This window comes from Stenotrophomonas sp. GD03680, assembly GCF_029844625.1.
GTDB classification, from domain to species: Bacteria; Pseudomonadota; Gammaproteobacteria; order Xanthomonadales; family Xanthomonadaceae; genus Stenotrophomonas; species Stenotrophomonas maltophilia_P.
In genome coordinates, this window is record NZ_JAOCKC010000003.1 from 273,258 (window position 1) to 298,861 (window position 25,604).

23 protein-coding genes and 1 riboswitch are annotated in these 25,604 nt (G+C 67.5%); of the genes, 15 read left to right on the forward strand and 8 right to left on the reverse strand.

The window, feature by feature from the left end; all coding sequences use genetic code 11:
* Positions 1–98: 98 nt before the first annotated feature.
* Complete coding sequence (locus N5J29_RS05505) at positions 99–1,118, forward strand: ribonucleotide-diphosphate reductase subunit beta (protein WP_019661865.1); 1,020 nt, start codon at positions 99–101, stop codon at positions 1,116–1,118.
* A gap of 144 nt (positions 1,119–1,262) precedes the next feature.
* Here N5J29_RS05505 and N5J29_RS05510 read toward each other — a convergent pair whose 3' ends face one another.
* Positions 1,263–1,898 (reverse strand): LysE family translocator, encoded by a 636-nt coding sequence (locus tag N5J29_RS05510; RefSeq protein ID WP_164151121.1) that lies wholly within the window; start codon positions 1,896–1,898, stop codon positions 1,263–1,265.
* Positions 1,899–1,989: 91 nt separating this feature from the next.
* Between N5J29_RS05510 and N5J29_RS05515 the strand changes: the two genes are divergently transcribed.
* From N5J29_RS05515 to N5J29_RS05525, 3 genes are all read left to right on the forward strand, one after another.
* A complete protein-coding gene (locus N5J29_RS05515) occupies positions 1,990–2,391 on the forward strand; it encodes an acyl-CoA thioesterase (RefSeq protein ID WP_053518579.1) in 402 nt (133 codons plus the stop codon).
* A 43-nt stretch (positions 2,392–2,434) separates the two neighbouring features.
* Positions 2,435–3,241 (forward strand): NAD-dependent protein deacetylase, encoded by an 807-nt coding sequence (locus N5J29_RS05520; protein ID WP_164151123.1) that lies wholly within the window; start codon positions 2,435–2,437, stop codon positions 3,239–3,241.
* A 122-nt stretch (positions 3,242–3,363) separates the two neighbouring features.
* Positions 3,364–4,464, forward strand: coding sequence for an NADH:flavin oxidoreductase/NADH oxidase (locus N5J29_RS05525; protein ID WP_080375304.1), 1,101 nt, complete (start codon positions 3,364–3,366; stop codon positions 4,462–4,464).
* A 3-nt stretch (positions 4,465–4,467) separates the two neighbouring features.
* Here the strand turns inward: N5J29_RS05525 and N5J29_RS05530 are convergent, their stop codons facing one another.
* On the reverse strand, positions 4,468–5,379 hold the full coding sequence (locus N5J29_RS05530; RefSeq protein ID WP_111186534.1) for a LysR family transcriptional regulator: 912 nt from the start codon (positions 5,377–5,379) through the stop codon (positions 4,468–4,470).
* A 113-nt stretch (positions 5,380–5,492) separates the two neighbouring features.
* On the opposite strand from N5J29_RS05530, the gene purU reads away from it, so the two are divergent.
* Positions 5,493–6,344: a formyltetrahydrofolate deformylase gene (purU, locus tag N5J29_RS05535; protein ID WP_053518573.1), complete on the forward strand. Its 852-nt coding sequence runs from the start codon at positions 5,493–5,495 to the stop codon at positions 6,342–6,344.
* 22 nt (positions 6,345–6,366) lie between these two features.
* Here purU and pncA read toward each other — a convergent pair whose 3' ends face one another.
* From pncA to metE, 3 genes are all read right to left on the reverse strand, one after another.
* Entirely contained in the window at positions 6,367–6,993 is a 627-nt protein-coding gene (gene pncA / locus N5J29_RS05540; protein ID WP_065174191.1) for a bifunctional nicotinamidase/pyrazinamidase, read from the reverse strand.
* 55 nt (positions 6,994–7,048) lie between these two features.
* A complete protein-coding gene (locus tag N5J29_RS05545) occupies positions 7,049–7,720 on the reverse strand; it encodes an epoxyqueuosine reductase QueH (protein ID WP_065174192.1) in 672 nt (223 codons plus the stop codon).
* 63 nt (positions 7,721–7,783) lie between these two features.
* Positions 7,784–10,081: a 5-methyltetrahydropteroyltriglutamate--homocysteine S-methyltransferase gene (gene metE / locus N5J29_RS05550; protein ID WP_164151124.1), complete on the reverse strand. Its 2,298-nt coding sequence runs from the start codon at positions 10,079–10,081 to the stop codon at positions 7,784–7,786.
* Positions 10,082–10,299: 218 nt separating this feature from the next.
* Positions 10,300–10,529: riboswitch (cobalamin riboswitch) on the reverse strand.
* A gap of 142 nt (positions 10,530–10,671) precedes the next feature.
* On the opposite strand from metE, the gene N5J29_RS05555 reads away from it, so the two are divergent.
* Positions 10,672–12,519: a patatin-like phospholipase family protein gene (locus tag N5J29_RS05555; RefSeq protein WP_065182160.1), complete on the forward strand. Its 1,848-nt coding sequence runs from the start codon at positions 10,672–10,674 to the stop codon at positions 12,517–12,519.
* Positions 12,520–12,739: 220 nt separating this feature from the next.
* Here the strand turns inward: N5J29_RS05555 and N5J29_RS05560 are convergent, their stop codons facing one another.
* A complete protein-coding gene (locus tag N5J29_RS05560) occupies positions 12,740–14,107 on the reverse strand; it encodes a short-chain fatty acyl-CoA regulator family protein (RefSeq protein ID WP_053520141.1) in 1,368 nt (455 codons plus the stop codon).
* A gap of 112 nt (positions 14,108–14,219) precedes the next feature.
* Here N5J29_RS05560 and N5J29_RS05565 point away from each other — a divergent pair, with 112 nt between their 5' ends.
* From N5J29_RS05565 to mmsB, 5 genes are read left to right on the forward strand one after another with little or no spacing between them, the layout of a single operon-like run.
* Positions 14,220–15,725 carry a CoA-acylating methylmalonate-semialdehyde dehydrogenase gene (locus tag N5J29_RS05565; protein WP_053520140.1) on the forward strand — a complete coding sequence of 502 codons (1,506 nt, stop codon included), beginning with the start codon at positions 14,220–14,222 and terminating at the stop codon, positions 15,723–15,725.
* 14 nt (positions 15,726–15,739) lie between these two features.
* The gene (locus tag N5J29_RS05570) at positions 15,740–16,906 is read left to right on the forward strand and encodes an acyl-CoA dehydrogenase family protein (RefSeq protein WP_065174194.1); all 1,167 of its coding nucleotides are present in this window, start codon (positions 15,740–15,742) and stop codon (positions 16,904–16,906) included.
* Positions 16,903–17,700, forward strand: a complete 798-nt coding sequence (locus N5J29_RS05575) for an enoyl-CoA hydratase (protein WP_053520138.1) — start codon at positions 16,903–16,905, stop codon at positions 17,698–17,700. The genes N5J29_RS05570 and N5J29_RS05575 overlap by 4 nt, the downstream gene beginning before the upstream one ends.
* Positions 17,697–18,866: an enoyl-CoA hydratase/isomerase family protein gene (locus N5J29_RS05580; protein ID WP_065174195.1), complete on the forward strand. Its 1,170-nt coding sequence runs from the start codon at positions 17,697–17,699 to the stop codon at positions 18,864–18,866. The genes N5J29_RS05575 and N5J29_RS05580 overlap by 4 nt, the downstream gene beginning before the upstream one ends.
* A complete protein-coding gene (gene mmsB, locus N5J29_RS05585; RefSeq protein WP_065174196.1) occupies positions 18,863–19,753 on the forward strand; it encodes a 3-hydroxyisobutyrate dehydrogenase in 891 nt (296 codons plus the stop codon). The genes N5J29_RS05580 and mmsB overlap by 4 nt, the downstream gene beginning before the upstream one ends.
* A gap of 148 nt (positions 19,754–19,901) precedes the next feature.
* Here the strand turns inward: mmsB and N5J29_RS05590 are convergent, their stop codons facing one another.
* Together N5J29_RS05590 and N5J29_RS05595 are read right to left on the reverse strand one after the other, a co-directional pair.
* Positions 19,902–20,327 carry an organic hydroperoxide resistance protein gene (locus tag N5J29_RS05590; protein WP_065182033.1) on the reverse strand — a complete coding sequence of 142 codons (426 nt, stop codon included), beginning with the start codon at positions 20,325–20,327 and terminating at the stop codon, positions 19,902–19,904.
* 110 nt (positions 20,328–20,437) lie between these two features.
* The gene (locus tag N5J29_RS05595) at positions 20,438–21,418 is read right to left on the reverse strand and encodes a cation transporter (protein WP_053520135.1); all 981 of its coding nucleotides are present in this window, start codon (positions 21,416–21,418) and stop codon (positions 20,438–20,440) included.
* A 208-nt stretch (positions 21,419–21,626) separates the two neighbouring features.
* Between N5J29_RS05595 and N5J29_RS05600 the strand changes: the two genes are divergently transcribed.
* The 4 genes from N5J29_RS05600 to N5J29_RS05615 all read left to right on the forward strand — a co-directional run bounded on the left by N5J29_RS05600 (position 21,627) and on the right by N5J29_RS05615 (position 25,586).
* Positions 21,627–23,081 carry a SulP family inorganic anion transporter gene (locus N5J29_RS05600; RefSeq protein ID WP_053520134.1) on the forward strand — a complete coding sequence of 485 codons (1,455 nt, stop codon included), beginning with the start codon at positions 21,627–21,629 and terminating at the stop codon, positions 23,079–23,081.
* A 129-nt stretch (positions 23,082–23,210) separates the two neighbouring features.
* Complete coding sequence (gene dusA, locus N5J29_RS05605) at positions 23,211–24,242, forward strand: tRNA dihydrouridine(20/20a) synthase DusA (protein ID WP_065182031.1); 1,032 nt, start codon at positions 23,211–23,213, stop codon at positions 24,240–24,242.
* 212 nt (positions 24,243–24,454) lie between these two features.
* A complete protein-coding gene (locus tag N5J29_RS05610; protein ID WP_053520383.1) occupies positions 24,455–24,829 on the forward strand; it encodes a hypothetical protein in 375 nt (124 codons plus the stop codon).
* Between the two features lie 73 nt (positions 24,830–24,902).
* Positions 24,903–25,586: a response regulator transcription factor gene (locus N5J29_RS05615; RefSeq protein WP_053520384.1), complete on the forward strand. Its 684-nt coding sequence runs from the start codon at positions 24,903–24,905 to the stop codon at positions 25,584–25,586.
* Positions 25,587–25,604: the final 18 nt, after the last annotated feature.

The following is a 25,604-nucleotide window of genomic DNA, read 5'->3' on the forward strand; positions in this document are numbered from 1 at the left end:
TGTGCCGTAGATGGAGCCGGGCTCGGCCCGGCTGCGCAATGACAAGGTAGCGCCGGGCCATGCCCGGCGTTTTGACCCGAGAAGACAAGGAAACACCCATGGCCGACAAGCCCAAGCAGATGCTGCTCGATCCCGGTTTTGAACTGACGTTGCGCCCGATGCGCTACCCGCAGTTCTATGACATGTACCGGAATGCGATCAAGAACACCTGGACGGTGGAAGAGATCAATTTCCAGATCGACATCACCGACCTGCACAGCAAGATGTCGCCGGGTGAGCGCCACCTGATCCATCGCCTTGTCGCGTTCTTCGCCACCGGCGATTCGATCGTGTCCAACAACCTGGTGCTGAACCTGTACCAGCACCTCAATGCGCCGGAAGCGCGCATGTACCTGTCGCGCCAGCTGTATGAAGAAGCGCTGCACGTGCAGTTCTACCTGACCCTGCTCGACAACTACCTGCCGGACCCGGAAGAGCGCGCCAAGGCGTTCTCGGCGGTGGAGAACATCGACTCGATCAAGAAGAAGGCCGATTTCTGCTTCAAGTGGATCGACTCGATCCAGGACCTGACCCGCATCGAGACCCGCGAACAGCGCCGCCAGTTCCTGCTCAACCAGATCTGCTTCGCCGCCTGCATCGAAGGCCTGTTCTTCTTTGCTGCGTTCGCCTACGTGTACTACTTCCGTTCGCGCGGCCTGCTGCCGGGCCTGGCCTCGGGCACCAACTGGGTGTTCCGCGACGAAAGCGCCCACATGGAGTTCGCGTTCGAGTCGGTGCGCGTGGTCCGCGAGGAAGAGCCGGACCTGTTCGATGAGGAGATGAAGCAGCAGGTGTACGACATGCTGGCCGAAGCGATCGAGTGCGAGGTGCAGTTCGCCGAGGACGTGCTGTCCGGCGGCGTGGCGGGCATCTCCACGCGCGACATGCGCCAGTACCTGCAGCACTGCGCCGACCAGCACTTCGCCAAGCTGGGCATGGAAAAGAAGTACAACGTGCGCAACCCGCTGCCGTTCATGGAACTGCAGGACGTGCAGGAGCTGACCAACTTCTTCGAACGCCGCGTTTCGGCCTACCAGGTCGGCGTGCAGGGCGAAGTTGCCTTCGACATGAACTTCTGACCCGTCCGGTCGGGCCTGTCGCAGCGAAAACCCCGGTCAACGCCGGGGTTTTTTGTGGGTAGCGCCGGGCCATGCCCGGCGAGCGCGCAGCGCGGTCGACGCTGCGCGCAGCCCCGGACGGTACCCGCCGGGCATGGCCCGGCGCTACCGCCGCCCTTCCACCGCCATGCGCACCGCCAGCCCGGCCAGGACCGTGCCCATCAACCAGCGCTGTGCCGCCTGCCAAGTGGGGCGCGCGGCGAGAAATGCAGCGATGCTGCCGGCCAGCACCACGATCACCGCGTTCACGCTCAGGCTCACCACGATCTGGGTAGCACCCAGGACCAGCGACTGCATCAGAACGCTGCCGTGTCCGTCCGGATGCAGGAACTGCGGCAGCAGGGACAGGTACATCACCGCGATCTTCGGGTTCAGCAGATTGGTCAGAAAGCCCATCGCAAACAATCTGCGTGGGCTGTCCGGCGGCAGGTCGCGCACCGCGAACGGCGAGCGGCCACCGGGTTTGAGCGCCTGCCAGGCCAGGTACAGCAGGTACAACGCCCCCCCGATGCGCAGCGCGTCGTAGGCGAACGGCACCGTCATCAGCAGGGCGGTGATGCCCAGCGCCGCGCACAGCATGTAGAACACGAAACCCAGCACCACCCCACCCAGCGAGACCAGGCCGGCGCGGCGGCCCTGGCAGATCGAGCGCGAGACCAGGTAGATCATGTTCGGCCCGGGCGTGAGCACCATGCCCAGCGAGATGAGGGCGAACGCCAGCAGATCGGAGGTCGCGGGCATGGGCAGTCCTGGCAGTGGGCGTGGCGCAGTGTAGCGCTGCCTGTACGGGGCCTGGCTTAACATTGCCGCACCCCACACCGAAGCCCTACCCATGACCCCGATCCCTGAAACCGTGCCACCGATCGAAGTGCGCATGGCCGAAATCGTCTTTCCCAACCATACCAACCACATGGGCACGCTGTTTGGTGGCCAGGCGCTGGCGTGGATGGACAAGGCCGCCTTCCTCGCCGCCGCCCGCTACTCGCGCCGCACCGTGGTCACCGCGCGCAGCGACCAGGTCGACTTCAAGCTGCCGATCCGCATCGGCCAGATGGTGGAAACGATTGGCCGCATCGTCGAGGTCGGCCGCAGCTCGATGAAGGTCGAGGTGGAACTGATTGCCGAAGACCTGCACAGCGGCGAGCGCAGGCTCTGCACGCGCGGCCACTTCGTGATGATCGCGCTGGACGAGGCGGGCCAGCCGATCGCGGTACCGCCGCTGCCGGCGCCCTGAGCCGGCGCTTGTGGGGGCGCCGTGCTGCCCCCATCTGGGTGGCATGACCCCGCCGCTGACCGACTTCATCGACCGCGCCCAGCGCCTGTTCGTGCTTACCGGCGCTGGCTGCAGCACGGCCTCGGGAATCCCCGATTACCGGGATACCGATGGCCAATGGAAACGCACGCCGCCGGTCACCTACCAGGCATTCATGGGCGAGGCCGCCACCCGCCAGCGCTACTGGGCACGCAGCCTGCTGGGCTGGCCGCGCTTCGGCCTGGTCCAGCCCAACGGCACCCACCAGGCGCTGGCCGCGCTGGAGAAGCAAGGCAAGGTACAGTTGCTGCTGACCCAGAACGTGGATGGCCTGCACCAGCGCGCCGGCAGCCAGAACGTGATCGACCTGCATGGGCGGCTGGACCTGGTGCGCTGCATGGGCTGCGAGCGCCGCAGCGGTCGCCAGGCGTTCCAGCAGCGCCTGCTGGACGCCAATCCCGGCTGGGACACGCTCGAGGCCGGCATCGCCCCCGACGGCGACGCTGATCTGGAGACCGATTTTTCCTCCTTCGTGGTGCCCGACTGTCCGTCCTGTGGCGGCCTGCTGAAGCCGGACGTGGTGTTCTTCGGCGAGAACGTGCCGCGTGAACGCGTGGCGGCAGTGCATGAGCACCTGCAGCAGGCCGATGCCGTGCTGGTGGTGGGGTCCTCGCTGATGGTCTATTCCGGCTTCCGTTTCGTGCAGGCCGCAGCAAAGGCCGGATTGCCGGTGGCTGCCGTGAACCGTGGCCGCACCCGTGCCGACGACCTGCTGCAGTTCAAGGACGAGCGCGATTGCGCTGAAGCGCTGGCCGGGTTCGTCATCGGGTAGCGCCAGGCGATGCCCGGCGAGCATGCAGCGCCACCGCGAAACAGCGATCCATCCACATGGTTGATTCGCCGCCCTTGCAGCGGTGCAATACGCACCCCCCTCTGCCCGTCCCTGCACCCCTCGTGAGCCAGCTGTTCTCGCCGATCACCTTCGGCCGCCTGACCCTGTCCAACCGCATCGTCATCGCGCCGATGTGCCAGTATTCCGCCGAAGACGGGCGCGCCAGCGATTGGCATGCCATGCATCTGGGCAACCTGGCGCAATCCGGTGCCGGCCTGCTGATCCTGGAAGCGACGGCGGTTGAGCCGCGTGGACGCATCAGCTGGGCCGACCTCGGCCTGTGGGATGACGGTACCGAAGCTGCGCTGGCACACGTGCTGGCCAGCGTGCGGCGCTGGTCGCCGATGCCGCTGGGCATCCAGCTGGGCCATGCCGGCCGCAAGGCCTCGGTACAGCGTCCCTGGGACGGCGGTGGCCAGCTGCCGGCCGATGATGCACGTGGCTGGACCACGGTGGCGCCGTCAGCGCTGCCGTTCCATGCTGCCGATCCCGCGCCGCAGGAACTGGATGAGGCGGGCATCGCGGGAATCGTTGCTGCCTTCGCCGCCAGCGCGGTGCGCGCCGAACGCCTGGGCTTCGAACTGATCGAAGTGCATGCCGCGCACGGCTATCTGCTGCACCAGTTCCTGTCACCGCTGAGCAACCGGCGCACCGATGGCTACGGGGGTTCGCTGCCCAATCGCCTGCGCCTGCTGGTAGAGGTATTCGATGCCGTGCGCGCGGCAGTGTCCGACAAGGTGGCCGTCGGCGTGCGCATCTCCGCCAGCGACTGGGTCGACGGTGGCTGGGATCTGCTGCAGAGCGAAGCGCTGTCCCAGGTGCTGGACGCGCGTGGCTGCGATTTCCTGCACGTCTCCAGCGGCGGCCTGGATGAGCGCCAGAAGATCAGCGTCGGGCCGGGCTACCAGGTGCCGTTCGCGGCCGCGATCAAGGCCAAGGTGCGCATGCCGGTCATCGCGGTGGGGATGATCACCGAACCGGAGCAGGCCGAATCGATCCTGCGTCATCGCCACGCCGATGCCATCGCCCTGGCCCGCGGCATCCTCTACGACCCGCGCTGGCCCTGGCACGCGGCAGCCGCGCTGGGCGACAGTGTGGTGCCGGCCGCGCAGTACCTGCGCTGCGAGCCGCGTGAGGCACGCGGCGTGTTCACCCCGCGCTGAAGGTCATGCCCGCCAGGCCGGCGGCAGGCCGGCCTGCAGGTGATCGAACAGCGCACGGATCCTGGCGGTGAAGTCGCGGCGGTCGCTGACGCAGAAATAGACCTCCATCGGTTCCGGGCGCCATGCGCTGTCCGCGCCGAACACCGCCTGCAACCGGCCATCGCGCAGAAAGGGATCGGCCACGAAGGCCGCCAGCCGGGTGATGCCGGCACCGGCCGCGGCCAGTTCGGCCAGCGCGTCGATGTCATCGCACACCATGCCGGGCGGCAGCGGCGCATCCGCGCGCTGGTCGCCCTTGCGCAGGCCCCAGCGCAGAGGCCGCCCATCGGTGGGGAAACGATGCAGCACACCCCGATGGCCGCGCAGATCGGACGGCTCCTGTGGCCAGCCATGCGCCTGCAGGTAGGCAGGCGAGGCGCAGAAGACGAAGGGAATGCGTGCCAGCGGCCGCGCCACGACGCCGTCCTCCAGCTGCGCATCGATGCGGATGCTGGCATCGACCGCCTCCGGACCATGCTGCACGGCCCGGTCGGACAGCCGCAGTTCCAGCTGCAGCTGCGGATAGCGTTGCTGCAGTGAAGGCAGCAGGGGCGCCAGCACGTGGCGGCCGAACGCGCGGCTGCTGGCGATGCGCAATGGCCCGGCCGGCTCGATGTCACCGCTGGTGACCAGGGCCTGCGCCCGCGCCAGATCGGTTTCGATGTGGCGCACCTGCGCCAGGTACAGCGCACCGGCCTCGCTCAGCGCCAGCTGGCGCGTGCTGCGGTTCAGCAGGCGCACGCCCAGGTGTGCCTCCAGGCGATGGATGTTCTGGCCGACGGCGGTGGCGCTGATGCCAAGGCTGCGGGCCGCAGCGGCAATGCTGCCGGTGTCTGCGGTGCGGGTGAAGCTGCGGATCAGCTGCAACAGGTTCATGACCCGCCAGCGTGCCACGAAAGACGGCCACGATCACTTGGAACTGTCCGAAGCGGTTCGTTGCATCGGTGACAATGGATCACGCGGGCGGGGTGCTGCCCTACACTTGCAGGATGCGACCCGATTCCATCCTCACCCTGTCCTGCCCCGACCGTACCGGCATCGTCTACCGCGTGTCGGGCCTGTTGTTCGATCATGGCTGCAACATCCTCGACGCCCAGCAGTTCGGCGACGAGGAAAGCGGCCGGTTCTTCCTGCGCGTGCATTTCGACCGCGACGCCAGCCTGCCCCTGGACACGGTACATGCGTCCATGGCGGCACTGGCCCGCGAGTTCGGCATGGACTGGCAGCTGCAGGACGGTCGGCGTCGTGCGCGCCTGCTGGTGCTGGTCAGCAAGCAGGGCCACTGCCTGAATGACCTGCTGTTCCGCGCGCACAGCGGGCAGCTGAAAGTGGATATCGCGGCAGTGGTGTCCAACCATGCCGATTTCGCACCGCTGGCTGCGTCCTACGGCGTGCCGTTCCACCATCTGCCGGTGAACGCGGATACGCGTGCGGTGCAGGAGCAGCAGATCATCGATCTGGTCGAACACGAGCGTATCGACCTGGTGGTGCTGGCGCGCTACATGCAGATTCTTTCACCCACCCTGTGCCGCGCGCTGGCCGGCCGGGCGATCAACATCCATCACAGCTTCCTGCCCAGCTTCAAGGGCGCGCAGCCCTATCACCAGGCGCACGCGCGCGGGGTCAAGATCATCGGCGCCACCGCGCACTATGTCACCGAGGATCTGGACGAAGGTCCGATCATCGAACAGGACGTGGCCCGGGTCGATCATGCGATGACGCCGCGCGACCTGGTACGCCTGGGCAGCGATACCGAATCGCAGGTGCTGGCGCGTGCCGTGCGCCGCCATGTGGAGCACCGCATCCTGCTCAACGGGCACCGCACGGTGGTGTTCCGCTGATACCTGCCCGGCCGGACGTGCGTCAGAGGATCCCGATCCCCGCAGTGCCCAGTGCTTCGCGCACCATCCCGTCGTTGGCCTCGGTCACCGGCCGGGTCAGGTCCCAGAGGAATTTCACCCTGAAGCCGGACGTGGCTGCGTCCTGCGCGCTCCACAGCACGCAGTAGTCGCGGGCCAGGCCACAGACGTGCACCTCGTCGATGCCGCGCTCATGCAGCCAGCCGGCCAGGCCGGTGGCGGGGCGCCCGCCATCGGGGCCGTGGTTCTCGCGGAAGGCGCTGTAGGAATCCACCTGCTGGCGGGTGCCCTTGCGCAGGATCAGGTCGGCCATGTTCCAGTCCACCTGCGGATGCAGGGCGGCACCGGCGCTGCCCTGCACGCAGTGGTCCGGCCACAGGGTCTGCGGTTGCGCATGCAGCAGGATCGTTTCGAACGGACGATGGCCGGGGTGCTGGCTGGCGAACGACGCATGGTCCGCGGGATGCCAGTCCTGGGTGGCCACCACGGTGCGGTAGCGGCGCTGCGCCAGCAGCTGCGCGATCGGCGCGACCAGCGCATCGCCGCGGTCACAGGCCAGCGCGCCACCGGGCATGAAGTCCGGCTGCAGATCGATCACCAGCAGGGCGACAGTGGCGGGCAGGGTGGGCATGGACGTTCCAGCGCGGCGGAAGAGGCGACCAGCGTGGCCGCCCCCTCGCCACACGTCAATCGCCCTGCGGCGTTTCGTTGTCCTGGCCGTAATACAGCAGCCCGATCCGGATCCGCTCGCGGCCGGTCTCCCGTCGGTGCCGGTTGGCATCGCGCAGCGAGTACACGCAGCCACAGTACTCCTGCTGGTAGAACCGCTCGCGCTTGCTGATCTCGATCATGCGGCTGGCACCACCGCCCTTGCGCCAGTTGTAATCCCAGTACTGCAGGCCCTCGTAGCGCGCCGCGGCGCGGATGCCGCAGTCATTGATCTGCGCCATGTTCTTCCAGCGCGAGATGCCCAGCGACGAGCTGATGGTGTCGTAGCCGTGCTCATGCGCGTACAGCGCCGTGCGCTCGAAGCGCATGTCAAAGCACATCGTGCAGCGGATGCCGCGCTCGGGTTCGTTCTCCATGCCGCGCGCGCGGCTGAACCAGTTGTCGGTGTCGTAGTCGCAGTCGATGAAGGGGATGCCATGCTGCTCGGCGAAGCGGATGTTCTCCTGCTTGCGAAGCTCGTATTCCTTCACCGGATGGATGTTGGGGTTGTAGAAGAAGATCGCGTAGTCGATCCCGGAGGCGGTGATCGCCTCCATCACTTCGCCGGAGCAGGGCGCACAGCACGAATGCAGCAGCAGGCGCTTGCCGTCGGCGGGCAGGGACAGGGTGGGGCGTTGGAGCTCGGTCATCATCAGGTACCGCACGGACCGCCGGCAACGGCGGCGGCCCGTGCATCGGGGTGGAGAGACAGGTCAGGCGACGCGGGCGTCGGTGTGCTCGGCACGCAGTTCCACTGCGGCGGCAACCAGTGCCTGCAGTGCAGCGCGGGTTTCTGGCCAGCCACGGGTCTTCAGCCCGCAGTCCGGGTTGACCCACAGCTGCTCCGGCTTCAGCACGGCCAGCGCCTTGCGCAGCAGGTCCACCATCTCCGCCTTGTCCGGCACGCGGGGGGAGTGGATGTCATACACGCCCGGGCCGATCTCGTTGGGATAGTTGAACTTCACGAAGGCATCCAGCAGTTCCATGCGCGAGCGCGAGGTCTCGATCGAGATCACGTCCGCGTCCATTGCCGCCACCGAGTGGATGATGTCGTTGAACTCCGAATAGCACATGTGGGTGTGGATCTGGGTGGCATCGCGCACGCCGCTGGTACTGATGCGGAACGATTCCACCGCCCAGTCCAGGTAGGCGCGCCAGTGGGCGCGGCGCAACGGCAACCCCTCGCGGATGGCCGGCTCGTCCACCTGGATCACGCCGATGCCGGCTGCTTCCAGGTCCTGCACTTCGTCCCGCAGGGCCAGCGCGATCTGCCGGCAGGTCACATCGCGTTCCTGGTCGTCGCGCACGAACGACCACTGCAGTACCGTCACCGGACCGGTCAGCATCCCCTTCATCGGCTTGTCGGTGAGCGATTGCGCGTAACTGGACCAGCGCACCGTCATCGGCTGCGGGCGGCTGACGTCGCCGAAGATCACCGGTGGCTTGACGCAGCGCGAGCCATAGCTCTGCACCCAGCCGTTGCCGGTAAAGGCGAAGCCTTCCAGCTGCTCGCCGAAGTACTCGACCATGTCGTTGCGCTCGAACTCGCCGTGGACCAGCACGTCCAGGCCCAGCGCTTCCTGCACGCGTACCGCATGCGCGGTCTGCTGTTCCAGGAAGGCCTCGTACTCGGCCAGGCCCAGCTTGCCGGACTTGTGCCGGGCGCGTGCCTCGCGCACCTCCAGCGTCTGCGGGAAGGAACCGATCGTGGTGGTGGGCAGCAGCGGCAGCTGCAGCGCCGCATGCTGTGCGATGCGGCGCTGCGGGTAGGCGGTGTGCCGCTGCGCATCGGCCACGGTCAGCGCGGCCAGGCGTGCGGCCACGGCCGGGTTGTGCACGCGTGGCGAGCGACGACGCCCCTCCAGCGCAGCGCGGTTGGCAGCCAGGCCCGCTTCCGCATCCGCCCTGCCATCGAGCGCGTCGGCCAGCAGGCGCAGTTCCTGCAGCTTCTGCCGGGAGAACGCCAGCCAGCCCTTCAGTTCGTCATCCAGCTTCTTTTCCAGCGCAAGATCCACGGGCGTGTGCAGCAGGGAACAGGACGGTGCCAGCCAGAGCCGGTCGGCGCCGCGGTCCACCTGGGCAAACCGGGCCAGGATCAGTGCGTTGTCCAGATGGGTGCGCCAGATGTTGCGGCCGTTGACCAGGCCGGCCGACAGCACGCGCTCGGCCGGCAGCGCCTTCAACACGGCGTCCAGCTGCTCCGGCGCGCGCACCAGGTCCACGTGCAGTCCGTCCACCGGCAGGCCGGTGGCCAACGCCAGGTTGTCCTCGAGCGCACCGAAATAGGTCGCGACCAGCAGTTTCGGACGCCGTGCCGTGGCCAACCGGGCATAGGCGCGCTCATAGGCTGCCTGCGCATCGGCGTCGAGATCCTGCACCAGCAGCGGCTCATCCAGCTGCACCCAGTCGGCACCGGCGTCGGCCAGCTGGCCGAGCAGCTGCACATAGGCCGGCAGCAGGGCATCCAGCAGGTCCAGTGCGGCGCTGCCGTCGGTGGTCTTGGACAGCAGCAGGAAGCTCACCGGCCCCAGCAGCACCGGACGGGTGTGGATGCCCAGCGCCCTGGCCTCGTTGAACTCGGCCAGCGGCTTGTCACCGCGCAGGGCGAAGGCCTGGCCCGCGTGCAGTTCCGGCACCAGATAGTGATAGTTGGTGTCGAACCACTTGGTCATCTCCAGCGCGCGCAGGTCGATGCCATCGCGCTGCAGGCCACGGGCCGTGGCGAAGTAGGCGGCCAGTGGATCGTGCGCGGCCAGTTCGCGGTAGCGTTCGGGAATGGCATCGAACAGCCATGCGGTGTCGAGCACCTGGTCGTACAGGCTGAAGTCGTTGCTCGGCGGTACATCGACGCCGGCCTCGATCTGCAGCTGCCAGTGCCGGGCACGCAGCGCCGCGGCGGTGGCCTGCAGGGTGGCGGCGTCGTCCTCGCCGGCCCAGTGGCGTTCGAGCGCCCGCTTCAGTTCGCGCTTGGCGCCGATGCGGGGAAAGCCCAGGTTGGTAACAGTGGTCATTGCAGCGTGTCCTCATTGCATGTCGGCATTGAGGAACGAAGGAACCGCAGGACGACGCGTGCCGTTGCCGGCCCACGGGCGTCTTGCCAGCGACCTTCGCCCCCGCGGGCGAACCGGATGCCGTGAAAAGGACGCACGTGGCCGCGCACCCTGCAGGCGCAGGACGACGACGGCCCCGGCAACCTCCCCGCGGAGATTCCAGGTCGAGTCAGGGGACGGTCGTGTCCCCCGGCCGGGGCCGGTATTCGGGCTGTTGGACGCGGGCCGCAGCCCACCTACTACCTGCCGCTTCCCAGGCGCGAGCCCAGTGCTGTTGGCAGGATTCGTTTCCATTCACCGCTGCGGGGCAGCTCCGGAATGGGCGCGCGAAGCGCCTTCACCGGATTCCCGTTTAAATTCATCCCTTCATTCGTATGAAGAGATGAATACCTTCGGCGTGCACAAGGTAGGCCGGTTGGCAGCAATGGTCAAGGCCTGGCATCACACCACCGGGATGTGGCGCCTTTCTCAGGCAGTGAGAGGCCGGCTTGCGATACTGGCAACCGACGGACGGGAGGTGACGTGTGGCGGCGAAGTACTGCGATCTGGTCATGAAAGGTGGCATCACCAGCGGCATCGTGTACCCCAATGCGGTACTGGCGCTGGCGCGCGAGTATCGCTTCAAGAGCATCGGTGGCACCTCGGCAGGCGCCATCGCCGCCGCGGTGGCTGCGGCGGCGGCCTATGGTGATCGCCGCCAGCAGGCGGGCGAGCCGCTGCCCGGCGATGCCGGGTACGGTGGATTGTCGGCGGTGTCGGCGCAGCTGTCGCGGCGCGGGTTCATCTACGGTCTGTTCCAGCCGGCGCGCGGCGCGCGTGCAGCCTATCGGCTGCTGGTGGTGCTGACCGGCAATGCAGGCTGGCCCCGCAAGCTGCTGTGCCTGGCCATCGCCGTGTTCCAGATCGCGCCGCTGGAAGTGCTGGTGTCGCTGGCATTGCTGCTCGCGCTGGGCGCGTGGGGTGGCGGCTGGAGTGGAGTGGCGGCAACGTTGCTGCCGTCCCTGCTGTGCGCCTACGGCGCTGGCGTGGCCGGGGCCGCGCTGCGGGTCGCGCGGGTGGCACGACGCAATCTGCTGGGCCTGTGCAGCGGCCTCGGCAGCGACGCGCGCCGGCCGGCGTTGACGGAATGGCTGCACGGCTGCCTGCAGCAGCTGTCAGGCAAGCCGGCCGATGTGCCGCTTACCTTTGCCGACCTGCACGATGCGCCGCGCTATGCCGACGAGCCGGACAGCCCGCATGCCATCACCCTGCAGATGATCACCACCTGCGTATCGCACAACGAACCCCGCACGCTGCCGCTGGGCGGCGCGCAGTTCTGGTTCCTGCGCGAAGAGTTCGACCAGCTGTTCCCGGCCAGCGTGGTGCAGTGGCTGGTCAACCATGCGGGTCCGCCGCTGGGCGTGGATGGACGACTCTATTACCGCCTGCCGCAGGGGCCGCAGCTGCCGGTACTGGTGGCAACGCGGATGAGCCTGAGTTTCCCGTTGCTGATCAGCGCAGTGCCGCTGCATGAGCCCTCGCGCCGCGAGCGCCGCTGCGAGCCTGGAGCGACCGCCTCCGATCCGGAACACAACGTGGCCGACAGCATGGAGGGGCTGACCAGTGCCGGCCAGGCCTGCGGCCCGGTGATCACCGCCTTCCGGATCTGCTGGTTCTCCGATGGGGGCATCAGCAGCAACTTCCCGATCCATCTGTTCGACGCGGCGCTTCCGCGCTGGCCGACCTTCGCCATCAACCTGGTCTATCCACAGCATGCGGAGGAGGTCGGTTCCGGCGGCAATGCACGGCAGGCGCTGGAGCGATCGGTGTTCCTGCCCAGCGAAAACCGTCATGGCTGGCAACGCACCTACCAGTCCATCGCCGCACCGGTGGCCGCCGGCGAGCTCGGCCGTTTCCTGTTCGCGGTGGTGGCAACCATGCAGAACTGGCGCGACCTGCTGCAGGCGCGTGCTCCGGGCTATCGCGACCGCATCGTGCACGTGACCCTGCAGGGTGATGAGGGCGGCATGAACCTGGACATGCCGCAGGAGGTGCTGACCCGCATCGCCGACAAGGGCAGCCTGGCCGGTGCGCGCTTCTGCGCGTTCTCCTTCGAGAATCACTACTGGATCCGCTGGCGCAACCTGGCCTCGGCCTACCAGCGTTACACGCTGGAAGTGGCGCGTACTGACGATCCCGCGCAGCAGGTGCTGGCCTATCGGGCGGCGTACACGATGGTGGCTGCCGGCGTGCCGTCGCCACCGTCGTACAAGCTGGGCTCGGAGGACAAGCGGCTGGCGTCACAGCAGTTGTGGGGGCTGATGGTGGAGCAGGGCCGCAGCTGGGAGGATCTCGGCCCGGACCTCACCGACGGCGCACCACGGCCGCTGCCGCAGATGAAGGTGACGCCGATCTACTGACCGCTGCCGCAGCCGATTGAACTGTTCCGGCGGGTGCCGACCTTGGTCGGCACGATCTGATCCCTGCGGTGGCTCATCGCCAGGGTTCGTGTCGACCAAGGTCGACACCCACCAGGGCAATGCGTCGTTCTGACAGCGTGAGCGCCACGGAATGCCAGCGTTTGCCGTTGCCGTTGCTTCGGCCTGTGCAGGTGCAGGGCGCAGCCCTGCCGAACCAGCCCTATCGCCCCGGCAGCTGCGCGAACGCGCGCTGCATGCAGTCCTCGCGCGGGCACACCCGGCAACCCGGGCCGATCGACACCGAATTGCCCGGGCTCTGCACATCCAGCCCCAGCGAATACACCAGCCGCTCGGCATGCTGCAGGTCGCAGCCCAGCGCTACTGCGAAGGTCTTGCGTGGTTGGCCGTGACCAACCGGGCCGCTGCTGACCTGCCGGGCCAGCCAGAAGTGGCGCCGCCCATCGGGCATGCGCGCGGTCTGGGTCAGGATGCGGCCGGGCTGGTTGAACGCCTCGTAGACGATCCACAGCGGGCATGAGCCACCCACCTGCGAGAAGTGGAAGTCGGTGGCCGAGTGACGCTTGGAGACGTTGCCGGCGCGGTCCACACGGATGAAGAAGAACGGCAGGCCGGGCGCGCTGCGGCGGGCCAGCGTGCTCAGCCGGTGGCAGACTGCTTCGAAGCCGACACCGAACTGGTGCGCCAGCAGCTCGATGTCGTAGCTGCTGGCTTCGGCCGCACGCAGGAAGCGCAGGTAGGGCATTACCAGGGCCCCGGCGAAATAGTTCGACAGGCCGATGCGCGCCTGCGCGATGCGCGCCTCGTCGCTGAATCCGGCGCGGGCAATCACCGCATCGATCTGCGGCAGGTAGCCGTGCAGTGCAAGTTCGGCGGCCATCTGGAAGGCCTGCTGGCCCGGCTCCAGGTAGTCCGGCAGCCACAGCCGGCGGGCACCGGCATCGTAGTGGCGCTTCTCGCGCCCGGCCTGCAAGGCAGTCACTTCCACCAGCACGCCGTGGCGATCGGCCAGCAACTGGCGCAGGCGCGGGGCGACGTGCCCCGGCGAGAGTCCCCATTCGGCGAACAACCGCTCGGCCAGCTCATCCAGCTCCGGGATGTGGTTGTGCATGCGGTTGAAGAACTCGCGCACCTGGTCGCCCGCCGGCAGGGTGCTGCCGGCACCGGGTTCGCCCAGCTGGAACTCCAGTGCGGCGGCATGTTCCCGCAACGCCAGGTGGCGGCGATGCAGGTCCAGCAGCGCCCGGCTCACCTGCGGCAGGTTGCCGGCCAGTGCCCGCAGCTCGGTGGCACTGACGTCGGCCAGCCCCAGGTCCCGCAGGGTTTCGGCCAATGATTCCTGCAATGCCGCGGGTTCATCCTCGTCGAACAGGGCGGAAACGTCGCCCAACACCTCCCCCAGCTTCTTCTGCACGGCGGGCGTCAACGGGCGCTTGTTGCGCTCGATCTGGTTCAGGTAGCTGGCAGACAGGCCCAGGGCGCGGGCCAGGTCGATCTGGCTGTAGCCGCGCTGCTCGCGCAGGCGCAGCAGGCGCAGGCCCAGCTGGCGCTGTGAGGATGGCAGATTCACAGAATTAACAGGAATCGTGGGGGGTGTTGGCCAGATTAAGCGGATTCAGGCCGGAAATCGAGGCGGCGGCTGTGAATAATGCCAAGCATCTTTCGCACCCCTGGATGTCGTCATGACTGTTGCAGCGCCCCGTATCCGCATGCTGATCGATGGCCAGTTCGTCGAATCGGCGACCTCCCACTGGCAGGACGTGATCAACCCGGCCACCCAGGACGTGCTGGCCCAGGTCCCGTTCGCCACCACCGCTGAAGTGGACGCTGCCGTGGCCGCCGCCAAGGAAGCGTTCAAGACCTGGCGCAAGACCCCGATCGGCACCCGTGCGCGCATCTTCCTGAAGTACCAGCAGCTGATCCGCGAGAACATGAGCGAGCTGGCGCACATCCTCACCGCCGAACAGGGCAAGACCCTGCCGGATGCCGAAGGCGATGTGTTCCGCGGCCTGGAAGTGGTCGAGCACGCCGCCGCCATCGGCAACCTGCAGCTGGGCGAGCTGGCCAACAACGTGGCCAATGGCGTGGATACCTACACGATCATGCAGCCGCTGGGCGTGTGCGCCGGCATCACCCCGTTCAACTTCCCGGCGATGATTCCGCTGTGGATGTTCCCGATGGCCATCGCCACCGGCAACACCTTCATCCTCAAGCCGTCCGAGCAGGACCCGATGGTCACCATGCGCCTGGTTGAACTGGCGCTGGAGGCCGGCATTCCGAAGGGCGTGCTGAATGTCGTCCACGGTGGCGAGGAGGTAGTCAACGCGATCTGCGACCACCCGGACATCAAGGCGGTCTCCTTCGTGGGTTCCACCCGCGTGGGTACCCACGTGTACAACCGTGCGTCGCTGGCCGGCAAGCGCGTGCAGTGCATGATGGGCGCCAAGAACCACGCCGTGGTGCTGCCGGATGCCAACAAGGAGCAGACCCTCAATGCGATGGTCGGTGCCGCCTTCGGTGCCGCCGGCCAGCGCTGCATGGCGGCCTCTACGCTGGTGCTGGTGGGTGAAGCGCGCGGCTGGGTGCAGGATCTGGTGGCCAAGGCCAAGACCCTGAAGGTCAGCGGTGGCACCGTGTCCGGTACCGATGTCGGCCCGGTGATTTCCTGCAGCGCGCGCGAGCGCGTGGAAGGCCTGATCGCCTCGGGCGTGGAGCAGGGCGCGCAGCTGGTGCTCGATGGCCGCAATCCGCAGGTCGATGGCTTCGAGAAGGGCAACTTCGTCGGCCCGACCATCTTTGCCGGTGTCACCACCGACATGCGTATCTACCAGGAAGAAATCTTCGGGCCGGTGCTGGTGATCCTGGAAGCGGAAACGCTGGAAGACGCCATCGCGATGGTCAACAGCAACCCGAACGGCAACGGCACCGCACTGTTCACCCAGTCCGGCGCCGCCGCGCGCAGGTTCCAGGAAGACATCGACGTCGGCCAGGTCGGCATCAACGTGCCGATCCCGGTGCCGGTGCCGCTGTTCTCCTTCACCGGTTCGCGCGCCTCCAAGCTGGGTGACCTGGGCCCGTACGGCAAGCAGGTGGTGCTGTTCTACACCCAGACCAAGACCGTCACCGCGCGCTGGTTCGATGACGAGACGCTGAGCCACGGCGTCAACACCACGATCAGCCTGAAGTAACGGCAGGAGCAGCCATGAGCCACTCGATGACGACGGAACTGGAAGAAGCGCAGCAGGCCTACCGCGAGGCCGCCCGCGACTTCGCACTGGCCGAACTGGCGCCGCACGCCGCGCGATGGGATGCGGAGGGCATCTTTCCGCGCGAGGCGATCGCCAAGGCCGGTGAACTGGGCTTCTGCGGTCTGTACATGGACCCGGAAGTGGGCGGCAGCGGCCTGAGCCGGCTGGACGCCGCCGTCGTCATCGAGGAGCTCGCCAGTGTCGACCCCTCGACGGCGGCCTACATCAGCATCCACAACATGGCCTCGTGGATGGTGTCCAAATGGGGTCAGCCGGCACTGCGCGACGCGTGGGGCAACGATCTGGCGGCGGGCATCAAGCTGGCCTCGTACTGCCTGACCGAACCGGGCGCCGGTTCCGATGCCGCCTCGCTGAAAACCACCGCCGTGCGCGATGGCGACCACTTCGTGCTGAACGGCGCCAAGGCCTTCATCTCCGGCGCCGGCGCCACCGAACTGCTGGTGGTGATGGCGCGCACCGGCGGTGCCGGTGCCGGCGGCGTCAGCGCCATCGCGGTGCCGTCGGACCTGCCGGGCATCAGCTTCGGCCGCAAGGAAGAGAAGATGGGCTGGAACAGCCAGCCCACCCGTGGCATCACCTTCGAGAACGTCCGCGTGCCGGTCAGCCACCTTCTGGGAGAGGAAGGCGGTGGCTTCAAGCTGGCGATGAAGGGACTCGATGGCGGCCGCATCAACATCGCCGCCTGTTCGCTGGGTGCCGCGCAGGGCGCGCTGGACGCCGCACGCCGCTACATGGGCGAGCGTCGCCAGTTCGGCAAGGCGCTGGCCGAGTTCCAGGCACTGCAGTTCAAGCTGGCCGACATGGTCACCCAGCTGGTGGCCGCCCGGCAGATGGTGCATACCGCCGCGCGCAAGCTCGATGCCGGCGCCAGCGACGCCAACGTGTGGTGCGCAATGGCCAAGCGCTTCGCCACCGATGCCGGTTTCACTGTCTGCAACGAAGCGCTGCAGATCCACGGCGGCTACGGCTACATCCGCGAATACCCGATCGAACGCCTGCTGCGTGACTGCCGCGTGCACCAGATCCTGGAAGGGACCAACGAGATCATGCGGGTGATCGTTGCCCGTCACCTGCTCAACACCGAAGAGGAACTGCGATGAAGGATTGGCGTACCCAGGAGCACGTGGGCCTGAAGGTCGAGGCCGATGGCCACACCGCCGTGGTCACCCTGCACAACCCGCCGGCGCATACCTGGACCGTGCACAGCCTGTCCGCGCTGCGCGACCTGGTGGCTGCGCTCAATGCGGACCGCGACATCTACGCGCTGGTGATCACCGGTGACGGCGAGAAGTTCTTCTCCGCCGGCGCAGATCTGAACCAGTTCGCCTCCGGCGACAAGGCCGCCGCGCGCGAGGCCGCACGCCGCTTCGGCGAAGCCTTCGAGGCGCTGTCCGGCTTCCGCGGCGTGTCGATCGCCGCAATCAACGGCTATGCGATGGGCGGCGGGCTGGAATGCGCGCTGGCCTGCGACCTGCGCATCATCGAAGACCACGCCCAGGTCGCGCTGCCGGAGGCCACCGTCGGCCTGCTGCCGTGCGCCGGTGGTACCCAGAACCTGCCACGGCTGGTGGGCGAGGGCTGGGCCAAGCGCATGATCCTGCTGGGCGAGCGCATCAATGCCGAGACCGCGCTGCGCATCGGCCTGGCCGAGGAGAAGGTCGGCAAGGGCGAGTCCAAGGCGCTGGCGCTGGAATGGGCGAAGAAGGCCGGCAAGCAGAGCCCGACCAGCATCGCGGCCTGCAAGACGCTGGTGCAGTCCACCCGCACCGGCACCCACGCCTCGGCGCTGGTGGCCGAACGCGAGGCCTTCGTCGATCTGTTCGATACCGCCGACCAGGTCGAGGGCGTGAACGCCTTCCTGGAAAAGCGCGCCGCGCAGTGGAAGAACGCATGACCACGGTCGCCGACGAAGCGCCGGTCCTGTTCGAAGAGCGCGTGGCCGGCAATGGCGCGCGCATCGGCATCGCCACGCTGAACGCGCCGCGCACGCTCAATGGCTTCTCGCTGCCGATGGCGCACCTGCTGCTGAAGCAGCTCAATGCCTGGGCCGACGACGACGGCATTGCGATGGTGGTGCTGCAGGGCGCCGGTGAAAAGGCGTTCTGCGCCGGCGGTGACCTGCACAGCCTGTACCAGAGCATGCGTGCATTCCGCGAGGCCGGCCGCAGCGATATCCGCGACAACGACTACGCGGCCGAGTTCTTCGACGTCGAGTACCGCGTGGATTACCTCATCCACACCTATGCCAAGCCGATCCTGTGCTGGGGCCATGGCATCGTCATGGGAGGGGGCATCGGCCTGATGTCCGGTGCCAGCCACCGCGTGGTCAGCGAGCGCTCCAAGCTCGCGTTCCCGGAGATCACCGTCGGTCTGTTCCCGGACGTGGGTGGCAGCTGGCTGCTGCCGCGCGTGCCGGGCAAGGGTGGCCTGTTCCTGGCCTTGACCGGTGCACTGCTCAACCCGGGCGATGCGATCTATGCCGGCCTGGCCGACGTGCACGTGGCCGAAGCGCGCCGCAGCGATGTGTTCGATGCACTGCTGCAGGTGGCCTGGTCGCGCGACGCCGCGAGCAACCACGAGCGCCTGGGCCACCTGCTGCAATCGTATGCCAGCGATGCCGCGACCGGTCCGCTGCTGGCCAACGCGGCGAAGGTCGACGCACTGTGCGACGGCGATGACCTCGATGCCATCGTCGAAGGCATCGCCCACCTGCAGACCGAGGATGCCTGGCTGCAGGCCGCCCAGAAGACCCTCGCGGCCGGCGCGCCCGGTTCGGCGCGGCTGGCGTTCGAGCTGCAGCGCCGCAGTGCGGGCCAGGACCTGGCTGCGGTCTACCGCCTGGAGTACATCGTCGCCCTGCACTGCGCCGCCCACGGCGATTTCGCCGAAGGCATCCGTGCGCTGCTGATCGACAAGGACCGCACGCCGTCGTGGAACCCGGCCACGCTGGCCGAAGCCAGCGCCCTGTGGGCCGATACGTTCTTCGCTTCGCCCTGGGCCGATGCCGCGCATCCGCTGGCCGACCTGGGTACCCCTGCCGCTGAAAGGAGCCTGGCATGAGCCGCATTGCATTCATTGGGTTGGGCAACATGGGTGGCCCGATGGCCGCCAATCTGGTCAAGAACGGCCACACCGTGCGCGTGTTCGATCTGGTGCCGGCCGCCGTGCAGGCCGCCGTCGACGCCGGTGCCGGTGCCGCGTCCTCAGCACGTGACACCCTGGCCGACGCCGAGGTGGTGATCTCGATGCTGCCGGCCAGTCGCCACGTCGAAGGCCTGTACCTCGGCGATGACGGCATTCTCGCCGCGATTCCGGCCGGGGCGCTGGTCATCGACTGCAGCACGATCGCTCCGGCCAGCGCCCGCAAGGTGTCCGAAGCGGCGGCCGCACGCGGCCTGCAGATGATCGATGCGCCGGTTTCCGGCGGCACGGCCGGTGCCCAGGCCGGCACCCTCACCTTCATCGTCGGTGGTGAGGAGGATGCACTGGAGCGTGCGCGCCCGGTGCTGCAGGCGATGGGCAGGAACATCTTCCACGTTGGCGCCAGTGGTGCCGGCCAGGTGGCCAAGCTGTGCAACAACATGGCGCTGGGCGTGATCATGGCCGTCACCGGCGAGGCCATCGCACTGGGCGTGGCGCACGGTCTGGACCCGAAGGTGCTGTCGCAGATGATGGCGGTGAGCACCGGCCGCAGCTGGGCCACCGAAGTGTGCAATCCGTGGCCGGGCGTGCTGGAGAATGCGCCGGCCTCGCGTGGCTACAGCGGCGGCTTCGGCAGCGACCTGATGCTCAAGGACATGGGCCTGGCAGTGGAAGCGGCGATGAGTGTCGGCGCCTCGATCCCGCTGGGTGAAGTGGCCCGCAACCTGTATTCGATGAATCATCAGGCCGGGCGCGGCAAGCTGGATTTCTCCAGCGTCGTACAGCTCATCACCAGCGAGAAGTAAGCGAATGCGTCCCTGGCCGCGTGCCGGGGCCCACCCGGGGTGGGATGGGCGGATGCCTGGTTTCGACCGGCATCCGCCCATTTTTTTGCGCTTGGAGCCCCGGGGTCAGAGCCCTTTGCCGTTGCAAAGGGATCCGACCCCGCCTCCATCAGGCGACGATCAGCGTCACGTCGATGTTGCCGCGGGTGGCATTCGAGTACGGGCACACGACGTGCGCCTTCTGCACAAGCGCTTCAACCTGCTCGCGCGGCACGCCCGGCACGTTGATGGTCAGCTCGGCCTCGATGCCGAAGCCGGTCGGGATCTGGCCGATGCCCACCTTGCCGGTCACGGTGGTGTCAGCCGGCAGCGCGACCTTGGCCTGGCCGGCCACGAACTTCAGCGCGCCCAGGAAGCAGGCCGAGTAGCCGGCGGCGAACAGCTGCTCCGGGTTGGTGCCCGGGCCGCCCGCGCCGCCCAGCTCGCGCGGGGTCGACAGCTGGATGTCGAGCACGTTGTCGGAGGAGACGGAACGGCCTTCGCGGCCGCCGGTGGAGGTCGCCTGGGCGGTGTACAGAACCTTTTCGATGGACATCGGGATGCTCCTGGTCAGTGGGTGGTAGTGCGTTGAAGCCTACTTTGCCCGCTTTCCAAGGACGATGGGTGACAGACCGTCTGAGAAATTTGACCGATCGTCCTGCCTGTCTAGATCGTCCATTCCCGATCGGTGGTGAACATGATCGTCAGCCACCGGTCCGGCGAGGCTTCGCCCAGTGCATCGCCGATCTCGTCACGCAGTTGGTCCCACTCCCGCAGGGGCCGCGGCGGATCATCGGCCGGGACCACGAAGAACAGCTCGATCTGCTCGCCACGTCCCACCTGCGCCACATAGCTTCGGTGTTCGACGAAGCCATGCCTGGCGACGATCGTGCGCGCCACTGCGTCCACGTGGGCCTGCAGCTCCGGCGGAGTCACCAGCAGGATGCCGGCCAATGCCCGCCGCACCGTGCCCAGCGGCGCGATCATCACCAGTACGCAGACGAAGGCGAGGATGGCCGGGTCGATGTACGGCCCGATCCAGTCCCACGCGGTGCCACGCACCAGCGCGCCGCCCAGGAAGGCGACCAGATAACAGGCCGACATGCTGGCCGCGATCATCCAGTTCTTCGCGTCCAGCGCGATGAACTCCGAACCGATGCGGCGGTTGGCGCGCAGCACGAACACGCCCAGCGCTGCCTCGGCCAGCAGGGACAGCGCGGCGAAGATCATCGCCGGCCCCAGCGCGATGTGGCGGCCGCCGGACATCAGCGCGTCCACGGCATTGACCAGTGCATACAGCGCCGCACCGATCATCAGCGTGCCGCTCACGCCCAGCACGATCGGTTCCAGGTGCCAGAAGCCCATGGTGAAGCGCTGGTTGAGGCGCGACTGCAGCGCATCGGTGTTGGTCGACAGCGCGATCAGGCGCGCGACCAGCAGCGACAGCCAGGTCATCACCACATCGATCAGCCCGTAGATGCCATCGAAGATGATGAGCGAGGAATTGGCCAGCAGGCCGAACACCACAGCAGTCAGCGCCAGCAGCAACGCACCGGCAATCGACAGGCGCAGCACCCCCTGTTCGGTGGTGGGGTCGAAGAAGTGGGGGCGATCGGTAGCCATGACCCGATTGTAGAGCGGAGCCATGCTCCGCTGCGTCTGGCGGCCGACCGCGCTACCTTCATGCAGCCGCTTCCCGTAGACTGCTCCCCTCCCACGTACCGACACCCGCCTGCAGTGATCACGCCACCCTGACCCTTGCCGCACATCGGCAGCCGGCCCGCCCGGCTCAGGAACCCGTGTCTTTCCACTGCAGCGCCATGCGGCCACGCCCGCCTGCGCGCGGAGCTTTCCCATGCAAACGTCCTATCCCCTGCGCCAGCAATGGCTCGGCAACGTCCGTGGCGACCTGTTGTCCGGCATCGTCGTCGCCCTGGCCCTGATTCCCGAGGCCATCGCGTTCTCGCTCATTGCCGGCGTCGACCCCAAGGTCGGCCTGTACGCCGCCTTCTCCATCGCCGTCATCACCGCCATCGCGGGTGGCCGCCCTGGCATGATCTCTGCTGCCACTGGCGCGATGGCGCTGGTGATGGTCGACCTGGTGAAGGATCACGGCCTGCAGTACCTGTTCGCCGCCAGCATCCTGGCCGGCTTGCTGCAGGTGCTGGCAGGCGTGTTCAAACTGGGCTCGCTGATGCGCTTCGTCTCGCGCTCGGTCATCACCGGCTTCGTCAATGCGCTGGCGATCCTGATCTTCCTGGCGCAGATGCCGGAACTGATCGGCCGCGGTCCTACGGTCTACGTGCTGTGCGCGGCGGCGCTGGTCATCATCTATCTGCTGCCGCGCCTCACCCGCGCCGTGCCCTCGCCGCTGGTGGCCATCGTGATGCTCACCGCGGTGGTGATCGGCTTCGGTATCGACGTGCGCAGTGTTGGCGACATGGGCCAGCTGCCCGACAGCCTGCCGCATTTCCTGCTGCCCGATGTCCCGCTCAGCTGGGAGACGCTGCGCATCCTGCTGCCGGTGTCGGCCACGCTGGCCGTGGTCGGCCTGCTCGAATCGATGATGACCCTGCAGATCGTCGAGGACATCACCGAGACACCCAGCGAGCGCAATCGCGAATGCATCGGCCAGGGCGTGGCGAATACGGTAACCGGCTTTCTCGGCGGCATGGCCGGCTGCGCGATGATCGGCCAGTCGGTCATCAACGTGACCTCCGGTGGCCGTGGCCGCCTGTCGTGCCTGGTGGCTGGCGTGCTGCTGCTGGTACTGGTGGTGTACGGCAGCGACCTGGTGCGGCAGATCCCGATGGCCGCCCTGGTGGCGGTGATGATCATGGTCAGCATCGGCACCTTCAGCTGGCGCTCGCTGCGCGACCTGCGCACGCACCCGCGCAGTTCCTCGGCCGTGATGTTGCTGACCGTGGTGGTCACCGTGGCCACCCACGACCTGGCCAAGGGCGTGCTCAGCGGCGTGCTGCTGTCGGCGTTGTTCTTCGCGCGCAAAGTAGGCCGCTTGCTGGAGGTGCAGCGCGACGATGCCCATGAGACGCAGGTCTACCGCGTGCGCGGGCAGGTGTTCTTTGCCTCGGCGGGGCAGTTGGGCGCAGCGTTCGACTATCAGCATGTGGCGCCGAAGGTGCAGATTGATCTGCGCGATGCCCACCTGTGGGATCTGACCGCCGTGGCCGCGCTGGAGCGCGCGCAGGAAAAGTTGGCCGCGCACGGAGCAGAGGTAACGGTGGTGGGGCTCAATGCAGCCAGCCAGACGCTGATCGAGCAGGTGGGTGGCGCACGCGGCGGGCACTGATCGCGTAGGGCATGCTGGTGGCGCCGGGCCATGCCCGGCCGCCAGCCGGAACCGGGCCCAACCGGCGCTCGCCGCGCGGCTGACCGGGCGCATTCAGCCACCCGGTGTAAACTATTGATCTCACTGGCAATGCCAGTCTCCACGATCAACGCTCCGATGACGTCCGCCACCGCCCGTTACGCCGATTCCCTGCGCCTGTCCGTCGCCCCGATGATGGACTGGACGGACCGCCATTGCCGCGTGTTCCACCGCGTGCTGGCTCCCGGGGCGCGGCTGTACACGGAGATGGTGCACGCCAACGCGGTCATCCATGGTGACCGCGAGCGCCTGCTCGGCTTCGACCGCAGCGAACAGCCGCTGGCCCTGCAGCTGGGTGGCAGCGATCCGGCCCTGCTGGCGCAGGCCGCGCGCATCGCCGCGGACTGGGGCTACGACGAGGTCAACCTCAACTGCGGCTGCCCGTCCGATCGCGTGCAGGCCGGCCGCTTCGGTGCCTGCCTGATGCGCGAGCCGGTGCTGGTGGCCGAATGCGTGGCCGCGATGGTCGATGCGGTCGACATCCCGGTGACCGTGAAGTGCCGTCTGGGCGTGGATGAGGACAACGAGTACGAGGCGTTCGCCAGCTTCGTCGATCGCCAGGTCGCTGCCGGTGCAGCAATGGTGGTGGTGCACGCGCGCAATGCCTGGCTGAAGGGCCTGTCGCCCAAGGAGAACCGTGAGGTTCCGCCGCTGAAGTACGACTGGGCCTACCGCCTGAAGCAGGAGCGGCCTGCGCTGCCGGTGGTGCTCAACGGTGGCCTGGCCAGCATGGAAGCCGTGCAGGCCCAGGCCGGCCATGTCGATGGCGTGATGCTGGGCCGGGCCGCGTACCACGATCCCTATCTGCTGCATCAGCTGGAAGCGCTGCACACCGGTACGCCGCTGCGGTCGCGCGCGGACCTGCTGCGCGCGCTGCGCCCGTATGTCGAGGCCCGTCTGGGCGAGGGCATGGCCCTGAAGCACATCACCCGTCACCTGCTCGGCCTGTTCCATGGGCAGCCCGGTGGGCGCGCGTTCCGCCAGGTATTGAGCGAGGGTGCGCACCGTCCAGGCGCCGACTGGACATTGGTCGAACAGGCCCTTGCCGTCACCGAGCGCGACGCTGACCGTGCCGCTGCGTGACGTCCGTCACATTCCTGACTTGACAACGCCGGCCGATTCGTCCCGAATGTTCACTTAGATGAACAAGCCTGCGGTTCGCCCGGAAAAGTTCAGATCGGATTCACTGCCCCAAACCAAGAATTTGCAAAGGAATTGTAAAGACCGGGTCCCGCACCCGGTTCCCGGATTTACGACTTTTGAACGAATCGCCGTGCTCGGCTAGGATCGCATCGATGTCTTCCGCTCCCCTCCATTGCCGCATTGCCCTGGCCACCTGCGTGGTGCTGGCGGCTGCGCCGCTGTCGTCGGCAATGGCACAGCAGCCCCCGCGTGCGGAACACGGCCGGGCGGAGATGATGGAGCGGAGCGAGCGGGGTGGCCGTGGCGACGAGCGCTCGCTGTCCGATGCCGTGCGCCGCGTGCAGCGCACCACCGGTGGCCACATCCTGGGCGCCGAACGGGTGCCGTTCGATGGTCGTGACATCAATCGGGTCAAGTACATGGACGACCGGGGCCGGGTCCGCTACATGGACGACCCCGCCCCGTCGCGTTCACAGCCGCGCACGCCGCGGTCGGATATGTCTTCACTACGCGGCGATAACCCCTGAACAGGGATAGTTGTCGCTATCAACCCGTACCCCACTGGCCTCCGGGCCACACCCAGGACACTAGGGAGAGTTCATGCGTATCCTTCTGGTCGAAGACGAAGCCCCGCTGCGTGAGACCCTGGCAGCCCGGCTCAAGCGCGAAGGCTTTGCCGTCGATGCTGCGCAGGACGGCGAGGAAGGCCTCTACATGGGGCGCGAAGTCCCGTTCGACGTCGGCATCATCGACCTCGGCCTGCCCAAGATGTCGGGCATGGAGCTGATCAAGGCGCTGCGTGACGAGGGCAAGAAGTTCCCGGTGCTGATCCTGACCGCGCGGTCGAGCTGGCAGGACAAGGTCGAGGGCCTGAAGCAGGGCGCCGACGATTACCTGGTCAAGCCGTTCCACGTCGAAGAGCTGCTGGCCCGCGTCAACGCGCTGCTGCGCCGCGCCGCCGGCTGGAGCAAGCCGACGCTGGAATGCGGCCCGGTCGCACTGGATCTCGCCGCGCAGACGGTCAGCGTCTCCGGCAGCAATGTCGACCTGACCAGCTACGAGTACAAGGTGCTGGAGTACCTGATGATGCATGCCGGTGAACTGGTCTCCAAGGCCGACCTCACCGAGCACATCTACCAGCAGGACTTCGACCGCGACTCGAACGTGCTGGAAGTGTTCATCGGCCGCCTGCGCAAGAAGCTGGACCCGGACGGCGAGCTGAAGCCGATCGAGACCGTGCGCGGCCGCGGCTACCGTTTCGCGATCCCGCGCAACGAGGGCTGAGCCGGCTCACCCTGGCGA